This window comes from Microvirga aerilata (assembly GCF_016743775.1).
GTDB lineage: Bacteria > Pseudomonadota > Alphaproteobacteria > Rhizobiales > Beijerinckiaceae > Microvirga > Microvirga aerilata.
In genome coordinates, this window is record NZ_JAEQMY010000126.1 from 1 (window position 1) to 9,824 (window position 9,824).

At 60.0% G+C, this 9,824-nt stretch carries 12 protein-coding genes and 1 pseudogene; 6 read left to right on the forward strand and 7 right to left on the reverse strand.

Translation table 11 applies throughout. The features are described 5' to 3' along the window. Nucleotides 1–588: hypothetical protein (locus JKG68_RS28880; RefSeq protein WP_202065500.1), on the reverse strand; the 588-nt coding region annotated here is incomplete at its 3' end. Nucleotides 589–1,435: 847 nt separating this feature from the next. On the opposite strand from JKG68_RS28880, the gene JKG68_RS28885 reads away from it, so the two are divergent. Together JKG68_RS28885 and JKG68_RS34365 are read left to right on the forward strand one after the other, a co-directional pair. Continuing rightward, on the forward strand, nt 1,436–2,077 hold the full coding sequence (locus JKG68_RS28885; RefSeq protein WP_281399250.1) for a site-specific integrase: 642 nt from the start codon (nt 1,436–1,438) through the stop codon (nt 2,075–2,077). A gap of 38 nt (nt 2,078–2,115) precedes the next feature. Continuing rightward, complete coding sequence (locus tag JKG68_RS34365) at nt 2,116–2,304, forward strand: tyrosine-type recombinase/integrase (protein WP_312891025.1); 189 nt, start codon at nt 2,116–2,118, stop codon at nt 2,302–2,304. Between the two features lie 221 nt (nt 2,305–2,525). Here the strand turns inward: JKG68_RS34365 and JKG68_RS28890 are convergent, their stop codons facing one another. Together JKG68_RS28890 and JKG68_RS28895 are read right to left on the reverse strand one after the other, a co-directional pair. Then, the gene (locus JKG68_RS28890; protein ID WP_202065501.1) at nt 2,526–2,804 is read right to left on the reverse strand and encodes a hypothetical protein; all 279 of its coding nucleotides are present in this window, start codon (nt 2,802–2,804) and stop codon (nt 2,526–2,528) included. 2 nt (nt 2,805–2,806) lie between these two features. Then, on the reverse strand, nt 2,807–3,055 hold the full coding sequence (locus JKG68_RS28895) for a hypothetical protein (protein ID WP_202065502.1): 249 nt from the start codon (nt 3,053–3,055) through the stop codon (nt 2,807–2,809). Nucleotides 3,056–3,524: 469 nt separating this feature from the next. Between JKG68_RS28895 and JKG68_RS28900 the strand changes: the two genes are divergently transcribed. From JKG68_RS28900 to JKG68_RS28910, 3 genes are all read left to right on the forward strand, one after another. Further along, nucleotides 3,525–3,758, forward strand: a complete 234-nt coding sequence (locus JKG68_RS28900; RefSeq protein WP_202065504.1) for a hypothetical protein — start codon at nt 3,525–3,527, stop codon at nt 3,756–3,758. A 257-nt stretch (nt 3,759–4,015) separates the two neighbouring features. Beyond that, complete coding sequence (locus JKG68_RS28905; protein WP_246516010.1) at nt 4,016–5,353, forward strand: TrkH family potassium uptake protein; 1,338 nt, start codon at nt 4,016–4,018, stop codon at nt 5,351–5,353. Further along, on the forward strand, nt 5,343–6,017 hold the full coding sequence (locus JKG68_RS28910; protein WP_202065506.1) for a potassium channel family protein: 675 nt from the start codon (nt 5,343–5,345) through the stop codon (nt 6,015–6,017). The genes JKG68_RS28905 and JKG68_RS28910 overlap by 11 nt, the downstream gene beginning before the upstream one ends. A gap of 142 nt (nt 6,018–6,159) precedes the next feature. Here the strand turns inward: JKG68_RS28910 and JKG68_RS28915 are convergent, their stop codons facing one another. Both JKG68_RS28915 and JKG68_RS34370 read right to left on the reverse strand, forming a co-directional pair. Then, the gene (locus tag JKG68_RS28915; RefSeq protein WP_202065507.1) at nt 6,160–7,221 is read right to left on the reverse strand and encodes an SDR family oxidoreductase; all 1,062 of its coding nucleotides are present in this window, start codon (nt 7,219–7,221) and stop codon (nt 6,160–6,162) included. A 125-nt stretch (nt 7,222–7,346) separates the two neighbouring features. Next, complete coding sequence (locus JKG68_RS34370; protein WP_281399251.1) at nt 7,347–7,469, reverse strand: hypothetical protein; 123 nt, start codon at nt 7,467–7,469, stop codon at nt 7,347–7,349. A gap of 626 nt (nt 7,470–8,095) precedes the next feature. Here JKG68_RS34370 and JKG68_RS28920 point away from each other — a divergent pair. Beyond that, a complete protein-coding gene (locus JKG68_RS28920; RefSeq protein WP_202065508.1) occupies nt 8,096–8,251 on the forward strand; it encodes a hypothetical protein in 156 nt (51 codons plus the stop codon). 506 nt (nt 8,252–8,757) lie between these two features. Here the strand turns inward: JKG68_RS28920 and JKG68_RS35185 are convergent. After that, a pseudogene (locus JKG68_RS35185) lies at nt 8,758–8,907 on the reverse strand (IS5/IS1182 family transposase); the annotation flags it as partial. A gap of 682 nt (nt 8,908–9,589) precedes the next feature. Beyond that, nucleotides 9,590–9,824 (reverse strand): hypothetical protein (locus JKG68_RS28930; protein WP_202065510.1); only part of this gene is annotated, 235 nt, incomplete at its 5' end.

Sequence of the window (9,824 nt, forward strand, 5' to 3'; positions counted from 1 at the left end):
TATGTCGGAGGAATGATGCGCCACCTCCATCACCAGCAGCGCAACGTCCTCGTCCGTCGACATCCGGGCGCCCTTCATGCCAGACAGGAGATCCATGACATCTTTGTCGCGCGTGGGCTCTGGGGGCTCCGCGGCCCAACCGATGCTGGCCTTGTTGATGGCCAGCTTAAAGCGCTCGCCGCTCTGGAAGCAGGCATCGACAAACCACCCGTTCCCGCTAGGGCTCAGGTCGACGACGGTGAATGATGGGGGCCTGATACTGACTTCGGGTACGGGATGCCTGTCGGACACCTCCAGCACCTCCCGAAGACCCGCAATAAACTGCTCCACATTCAACGCAGAGCGGGCCAGCGTTTCCATGCCGTAGATGACTTGGTTGAGGCTGGTGAACGGATAGCCCGGCTCACCTACCTTATTGACGCTCCAGTGGAAGATGGACAACAGCCTCTCGGCCGTCTCCGGGTTGTTGGGTGTCACACTGATACTCTTGCCGTTCCTGCCGGCAGTCACCGTGACAGTCATGCCATCGGCAAACCCGACGCGGAGCATGAGGAGGTTGCCATCGATGATCTTGGTTGTGAGTGCCACCGATCTCCTCCTTTCCTTACAGGGTCGCAACAGGAGCGGTTTAGCAGTCTGCAGGCGTCCCAGGCAATAATGGGTGGACGAGCACCCTAGGTCAGAGCAGTGTGGGACAGAGCCATCCTCTTCTGAAGAGGTGCGGGCTGCGTTAGATCTGCCCCGAGATGCTCGATAAAGCAAAGCAGGTATCTAGCCATACCTTTGACTATGGCTGAAAGAGCGGGCTTCTAGGCGCGTCGTTGGGTAATCAAAGCTACTAGGTAGCTTCATGCAGAGAGGATGCTGCCGACGGTAGATAGCTCAAGCTTTTCGGCAACCAGAAATGTAGCCAGGCTCTCAAGCAGATCTTATCCGAATGTCGTACTCTCTATTACAGGCTTTATGGCCAAAGGGCTTTGACATCGGAGCCACGATGCTCAACGATTGAGCCATGTCACAACACTGAAGCGCCCAGATAGTACCCGCATTCGCATCATGAGAACTCCTAGCAAAGACATTGTAGATCTTGGCCTCGATGCAGAGGACTATTCCCACCACTGCCCGACATGGTTCGTGCTGTCCTTATCGGCCGTTGGAATTGTTAGCATGCTTGGGCATCACTTCTTCGGCTAAGCTTAGCTATGCTCCAATCATGGCAGTGTTCTCCCGCTTATGAGTTATGCTGACGCCCCCCTGCAGGACAGAGCGATCATAACGCATGAGGGCTGCAGGCTGTCCAATGATCAGCCCCCTTGGACGCTGCTCTGTCTGTCATCTTAGCTTTGCGCCTACATGCGAACCGCGCTGAATTATCATTATGACAGAAAGTTTGTAACTCCTGCCATGCCAAGGTCCTCCTGTCCAAGAGGATCCTATGGGTATCAATCACCGGCTGGCCCAGCTATGGCTTGATGCTCTTGCGACGGAGCTCAGGGCAGCAGCGGGCACCATTGAGACCTACACCGACGATCTGAATTGCTATCTCGCCTGGCTTGGCGAGAAAAGCATCGGGCTGGAAGATGTTGGTCTTGAACACGTCCGGGATTACATCGCTGCTCTCGACCAGCGCGGCTATGCCGGATCGACCATCGCCCGCCGCATTACCGTCATCCGGAACCTTCATCGCTTCCTGATCGCCGAGGAACTCGGCTCCCGCGATCCCACATCCACCATGCTGGCTATGAAGCGGCCCTTCGTTCTGTCCATTGCCGAGACCGAAGCCCTCCTGGAGACCGCCCACACGCTTGCGGCCGATCCATCGGTTGGCCTCTACCGGCAGGCCGGCTATGCCCGAAGGGCCGCCCTGTTCGAGACGCTCTGTGCCTCGGGCATGCGCATCAGCGAGGCTTTGTCACTGCTCTCCGATGCGGCCTCGCCTGGCACCTGCATGCTGATGGTCCGTGGCAAGGGCGACAAGCAGCGGCTCGTGCCCCTCCATGAGCGGGCTATTGAGACCATTAAGCAAAGCCGACCCAGTGGCTCTTCCACTCCGTTCGCAACGGCACCAAGCCTTTGACGCCCTAGGCCGCTCTGCTGGAGATCAAGGAGGCTGCCGTGGCCGCAGGACTGGCCAGTCCCGAGCGGGTGTCCCCTCACGTCCTGCGGCATGCCTTTGCCACCCACATGCATTCAGGCGGCACCGACCTGCGCGTGCTGCAGGAGCTGCTCGGCCATGCGGGCATCGAGACTACCCAGATCTACACCCACCTGGACACCTCCGGCCTGCACCAGATGAGTCCGTGATCTCCACCCGCTCAATGAGTGATGGCGACTTATCGTCGGACACCATGTGTGATTGGATCGGTGAGGCCCCTCCCCCGTACCGGAATGCTTGGGCAAATAAAAAGCGCCCTGAAAGCGCAAGGTCTCGGCACTTGAAAGGGGCAGATACGGACTAGAGGGCCAAAACCGTACGGGCAAGCAAATGACAGGTGCGTGATGGCGCCGTTTCACCTGCTTAACGGCTACTCCGCCCAATTGGTGTGCCCCACTGCCAGAACCCGCAATGCCATCTCGCCTGCTGCTTGGGCAGCCTCGAAGCCTTCCGGTGTTGGCTCAAATGACTCGAGCGGAAGAAAGCCGTCAACGCCTCCGAGCAGAACGAGCGTGACGGGTCCCTCTGGGTGACCCTGTTCCTGCACGAGCGAGAGCATAAGGCCGCCGATCTCTCCGAAGGCATGCTTCTCATCAAAGTGGAGTGTCTTCGTCTCCACACGCTGGGGAAACGCAATGACCTCTGCCATGCCTAGTCCCCTCCCCCGTCTCCACGGATCTCAGCATCCCCGAGCCATCTCTGGGCTTCTTCAAGACTGCCAAATGTATGCTCGATCTCGGTGAATGGGGCGGGCCTCTCTCCAGGAGGCAGATCGAGCAGTATTTCAGCTGTCCAGGTAGCACCATCAGTTCTACCGCTTTGAACTAAGCTGGCGATAATCACCCCATGGAGCAGCACGTCATAGCTGCCTGGAGCAAGCCGGGAGAGTTTGTAGGCCATTCTGAACCTTCTGGGGAGGACATTGACAGCAGCAGGACAGTAGGAGGTGTAGCGGACCAGGTCCCCGAACAGAAGCCCTACTCAGATCCTCCCCGGCGTACCTTCGGACTCTAGTTCAAGCAACGACATGGCTGATTGCGTGCAAAAAGCCCCAGCTGAGGGTGCTGTATGAAAACCCTCAGCCAGGGTGTCAGCGGAGGGGAAGCCCCCCAACAACTCCAATGCCATTCATCAACGACACAAGAGTATCTGCTCGGGCTGATACGCAACGCGCCCGGTACACGCATCTTAGAGCAGCCAGGGTAAACAATCTGCTCACCGATGGTGCTCGCATTGGTACTGAAGCCATCGGCGGGTTGTTGCCGTCTGCTTCAGCCCTTTTGGTGCTGGGCTACTCCCCTTAGACCTGCTGCGGGAGCGTGGCACGATGCTTAAGCTTGACGTTTAGCATCAACAGGGAGCCACAAGCATGGAGCGCTTTGTGGTCACGTGGACAAGGGAGGGTCGGTGGTCAGTCTCGTATGATGGAGAGACCTTTGCCACGTACCCGACCGAAGAGGAGGCGCTTTCAGAGACGTTCACACGAGCTGCAGAGCGCAAACAAGCCGGGTTCAAAGTGGTTGTCGTGCTCATGCAGGTCCGGAATGCGCTCGACCGGCATCATCCCCTCATTGATGCTCTCGGAGCTATATCTCTCGCCTAGACGCGGCCTTGTGGAACGTGCGCTCCTGCTTGACGACGCTTTGGTTTCGGAGCCAGCCAATAGCGCGGAACAGGAGAGATCCGCCCAGCGACGCGTAGCCCAGCCAGGGTAGGCCTGCCAGGGTGGGTATGTGAGGCTCAGGAACTGGAGCGTATGAAGGGTCTCATCCTAGAGAGTTGATGTTTCCGCTCCGAAGTTCTGGCAGTTTGGAGCCAGGAGCTGGGTTCCCGGTTCGGCAACTTCCAGGAGAGGGATGCTTGGCGCTGCGTCATCCGATACAGCATCCAGCCCGGCTGGTCCCGCTGGCCTTTCTGGGTGCCATTGCTGTGGGCACTTTCCTGCTACTACTGCCAATCGCTCGGGCTGGACCGGGAGGAGCCCCGCTGCTGATTGCCCTGTTCACCGCCACCTCCGCTATCTGCGTCACTGGGCTTGCGGTCGTGGACGTCTCCACCTATTGGTCCGGGTTCGGGCAAGCGGTCATTTTGATCCTGTTCCAGTTTGGTGGCTTCGGGATCATGAGCGGCGCCACGCTGCTTGCGCTTCTTGTAACCCGACGCCTGGGGTTGGCCACCCGCCTCATCGCCCAAGCCGAGACCCGCAGCGTAGCGCTGGGTGATGTCACCGCAGTGCTGCGCTTGATCCTTGTTGTCACCCTCGGCGTTGAGACGCTCATTGCGGCCATTCTGATCCTGCACCTGCGGTTCGCCTACCATGAGCCCTGGGGACAAGCGGTCTGGCACGGCGTGTTCCACGCCGTTTCGGCTTTCAACAATGCGGGTCTATCGACCTACTCGGACAGCTTGGTGCGTTTTGCAGCCGATCCATTGATCCTCGTGCCAATCATGATGGGGGTCATCCTCGGCGGCCTTGGCATCCCCGTCCTTCATGAACTCCGGCAAAAGCCACGAGAGCCGGCGCGCTGGTCGGTTCACACCAAGCTCACGCTTCTTGGGACAGCCATTCTGCTGCTCGGAGGCTTTGCTGCGGTTCTGGCCTTCGAGTGGAGGAACCCCACAACCCTTGGACCGCAGGACCCAGCTGGCAAGCTGCTCGGATCGGTGTTCTACTCCGCCATGACCCGGTCCGGCGGCTTCAACGCTTTCGATATGCGGCAGATGCGACCGGAGACGTTGACTGTCAGCTACGCCCTCATGCTGATTGGCGGAGGCAGCGCTGGAACCGCCGGCGGGATCAGAGTGACAACCTTCCTCCTACTCGGGTTCGTCGTCCTGGCGGAGGTTCGCGGGGAACCCGACACCACGGTCTTTCGGCGGCGCATCACGGTTGACGTCCAGCGTCAGGCCCTGACCATCGTCCTGCTGGCTGTTGGGTCTATCACTGTTGGGGCCCTGATCCTCCTGAGCGTGACTGACTTTGCGCTGGAGGATATCCTGTTCGAGACAATTTCGGCGTTTGCTACTGTCGGTCTCTCAACTGGGATCACGCCAGATCTTCCGCCCCTCGGCCTGTTTGTTGTAACGGTGCTGATGTACATGGGGCGCGTGGGAACAATCACCCTGGCCACGGCGCTTGCTCTGCGTGGCAAGCAGCGGCCCTACCGTTACCCGGAGGAGCGTCCCATTGTCGGCTAATTCCAGATCCACCCGGAGCGATGGCGTCGTCGTGGTCGGCCTCGGCCGCTTCGGTGGTGCCGTGGCCAACTCGCTCGTCCGCCTTGGCCACGACGTACTCGGCATCGACGAAAGCGCCGAAATCGTCCAGCAATGGTCGGATCGACTTACTCATGTGGTCCAAGCGGACTCGACCAACAGCGACACCCTCCGTCGCCTCGGTGTGCACGAGTTCGGACGCGCGGTCGTGGGGATCGGCACGGACATTGAGGCGAGTGTGCTGACCGTGCTGGCTTTGTGTGATCTCGGTATCCCAGATATCTGGGCAAAGGCCCTAAGCGACAAGCATGGACGCATCTTGGAGCGCACCGGCGCTCATCATGTGGTCTATCCCGAGGCTGCCATGGGCGAGCGTGTGGCGCATCTGGTGACCGGAAAGATGATTGACTTCATCGAGTTTGATGACGGTTTTGCAATCGTGAAAACGAGAGCGCCCCAGCAGGCGACGGGCAGGACGCTCGCGGAATCCGCCCTGCGAAGCAAATACGGTGTGACAGTGGTTGGGGTGAAGCGCCCGAGAACGGATTTTACCTATGCGCGGCCTGAGACCCTGGTCGAGGCAGGCGACCTTCTCATCGTGTCGGGGCCGACCAAGCTTGTGGAGCAGTTCGCCGCCCTGACTTGATGGCGCCACGGCCCGACCGCAGGGCCACAGCCGATCTGAGCCATTAAGCGTGACCATATGAAGGCCCGATTTCCCTCCCTACCCCGAACGCTCGGCCTGCTACGTTCCGGCATCAGTTAGCCACCAAATGGCCATGTCAGCATCAGGGGATTAGCCGTTCAGCCCGGAGTTCCGCAAACAGGTCGAAGAACGCATCATCAGTTGCCTGGTAGGCGGTAAAGCCGAGACGACGGCTCTTCGACATGTCGGTCACGACCTCAATCGGCCGGCCGAGATCGGCATCCGTGTGCCAAGGGGATGCCAGACGACCAAGATCCGGCTCGGCCAAGCCCTCCCGCTCGGCAATTCTACGCCAGATGGGGGCGTCCGCCTTCATCTGCTCTTCCAGCGGCAGGATGGAGCGGTCGAAGGGGGCAGGCTCAAGCTCGAACCACTCGGCAAGGCGGCCCCACATCCAGCTCCAGCGGAAGACATCGCCATTGACCACGTTGAACGCCTGATCAAAGGCAGCCGGGGTTGTCGCAGCCCAAAGGAGATGGCGGGCGAGCTGCCGGGCATCGGTCATGTCGGTCAGGCCATTCCATTGGGCCGCCGAACCGGGAAAGCGGAACGGACGTCCCGTCTCTCGGCACAGCGTGGCATAGACCGCCAGCGTCGTTCCCATGTTCATGGCGTTGCCAACCGCCTTGCCGATGACGGTGTGCGGGCGATGGATGCTCCAGGTGAAGCCGTCGCGCTTTGCCGCGGCGAACACCTCGTCCTCCTGGGCATAGTAGAAGTTCTCGACGTCGAGCCGTCCCTGCTTCTCCCGGAACGGCGTCTGCGGGAGCGTGCCCTTGCCATAGGCCTCGAAGGGGCCGAGGTAGTGCTTGAGGCCTGTGACCAGCGCGACATGCCGGGGCGTGCCGGCGGGACGCAGCCCATTGAGGAGGTTGCGCACCATTGCCGCGTTGATGCGGATGTTCTCGGCTTCTGTCGCCTGCCGCGACCACGTCGTGATGAACACGGCCTCCGGCTTGACCTCAGCAAGGGCTGCGGCGAGCGAAGCTTCATCCTGGAGATCGGCCGCAATCGGCGTCATGCCCGTCTGCGCGGTCGGCCGTCTGGCCAGCCCCAGCACATCCCAGCCTTCTGCCGCCAGAAGCGCCGCCGTGGCGCTTCCCACGATCCCGCTCACGCCTACCACCAATGCCGTCTGAGCCATTGCAGCCTCCATGATCCGGGGTGGTAGCTAGGCATCGAAGCCGTCGGTGCCTAGAGGGAACAGTCCAAGCACTTCACGGCTGCCCAGTGGGGAACGCACCAGGGTTCCCATGTACAGCACACGGTTCAGGCGAACGCCGCATCCGGGTTCGTTGTGCCGTCTCCAACCCGCTCCACGATTGCTGCAACAATCAGGTCGCGCAGCTTCGGCAAGCGCGCCCGATCTGCCGCAGCATGGGTGGCGGGCATCTCCACAAGGGTGAGGTTCGTGCAAGTAGGTCGGCGCGATGCACCTTCTGCTTTCCCGGCCTTTACGGGGTCACAACAGAACCAGGGTCCCGCCTTCTTATGTTGGCTGACGACACTCCCGCTCCTTACGGCGCAGGGCAAGAAGATCAAGCTGTTCGTCGGATATAGGGCTCGTATCAGGCGGGAAGTAAACGTTTCGCATCAGCTCAGCGATGCGGTTCTTGGCGTCGCGATTGATGCTCGCAGCTTCGGACCTTCTTTTTCGGTCAGGCACGGATGCTTACCTTCGATGCGCAATGCATTCGTCCTTGAGACTGAGAGCACTATGGTTAACCTTGGCCTTAAGCAGCTGTGGGGGAAGAGTAAACAGCCACTTGGATGGCTCCATTCGATAGGGGAGACGGGGCCTTCTCCACCGCTCTTGAGGCAAAGGGGGTCTGGCAAGAGCGTCCTTGCTCCCGCAGACGACCAACCCGCATCCGAGTTCGTGGGCTTCGAGCACCAGTAACAAGCTTTCACGTGTGCTAGCTCACATTACTGGTCATGACTCTTCTATAGAAAAGAGGCCTGTCGCCAGCATTATCATGTTGAAGCGGGCGGACCTATCCGGAAGGGTGAAGGCAACCATGGCGGACAAAAAGCCAGACCCCCGCCGGGAAGCGCACAAGGAAGCGGTGCGCTTGTCCTGGAAGAGTCGCCATATTCCCGTTGGGACAATGCTCCTGAGTGGCGTGCTGCTGGCAGCCACTCTTTCGGCTGTTTTCATGGTCATCGGACAATGACCTCAAGCTCCTGCCCCTTAGGGCAGGTACAGATGGTTCTGTGAAGGCGCGCTGAAAGCCATTCCCCCATCACCACGACCCCACGCGCGGCCAAGATCAGCTCGACTTCGCGCAGGCTGAGGCTGAAGCAGTGATACAACCTGATGGCCTGATTGATGATCTCAGCCGGATAAGCGGAAGCCCCAATACGGATTGGACGTCGTGCTCATGCCCGAGACCCTGCCACTGACCCCGAACTCTCGCGAGGTTGACAATACCATCGGAGGCTGTCGAGATTACGCCCGTAACGCTCTCACCACTCCGATGCCGGTTCGAGACACTATCGTCTCATACTGGCTCGCATCAGCAGCTTTCTCGGCTTCCATCAGGACTTCCAAAGCTCGCCAAGGCTTTGGCATGAACCGGACGTGCCGCAGTGCCTTGTCAAAGTCGTCCTCAAGCGGCGCACCCGAGGTCAGGACCGTCCTAATCCACGGCCACTTGAGCCTCACTGTCCGGGCAAGGTCGACGCCACTAAAGCCGAGTGCCCTCAGATCGAGCGCATCGACAAAAGCGTCAATGGCGCGCACCGGGTTGTTCTCATCAACCCAGTCGTCCAGGCTTTCGGGAAACAGGGTGGTCTGGCTGCGATTCACGCCTTCAACAAAGCGTCTCATCGGATCCCCCAAACATGGCTGAGAGATCATATCATCGACCGCGTTTTTACACAGCCAGGCTCAAATCCGGTAGGACGGAGAGGATAAGTGAATGTCCGCTTCCCACCCGAGCACCAGCCTAACTGTCGGTACCAAGCGTTAGAATTTAACCACTAGCGGTCGTCGAAATGACTTGGCATCTGCTTCACCTAAGGTTGACCTTGTCGCCCTACCCTGGAAGTGCGCCTCCCTCCTGGACCTTGGCCGAGCAGCAGCACCAGCAATGTAGATAGGGCGCTTGTGTAAGTGGCGCACACGGTGCAGACGAGGCCCCGCAACCGCCTCCTTAGCGACAACTAAACCTTGCGTTGGGCGCCTGTTCCGGCTCAATAGGGTCATGAGCAACGATCAGACCACCATTGCTGTCACAACTGCCTTGACGGCGGCGGCCGCCGCTGTCCTCCTTGCGATCATCCTGGCGTTCGTGTTGCACTAGGCCATTCGCTGCCGAGCCCGATGGCCTAGAACAAGTGCCCGGTCATGGGCTTCAACACGGATGAAGCTGGTAGAGACCGGGAGGTTGTCGCGGCGATGAGCCTGCGACACGAGCTGACGCGCCATGCGTGGTGCCGAGCCGGATTAACTCGCCCCCATCAGCGATGGCGGCTTCGCCACGATCCCGGATAACTTGGGATGGGAGAACTCAGGGGAGCTGGCTCACCTCCTGAACGGCTACGACGCGGCTCTTGCACTCGGCGACCTCGTTAGCCCGGCGCTCCGGCACGTTGGTGGTCCGCCAGACGTAGTTCTGCGCCGTGTTCCGGTTGCCGACCAGGTCTTCGAGGCAAAGCCGGTCAGAGGTCGGGAGCCAGTCCGATTGCCCGATCGAGCAGGGGGAGCATCTTCCGGCTGCTCTCCTCAGACAACTGGGAACACAG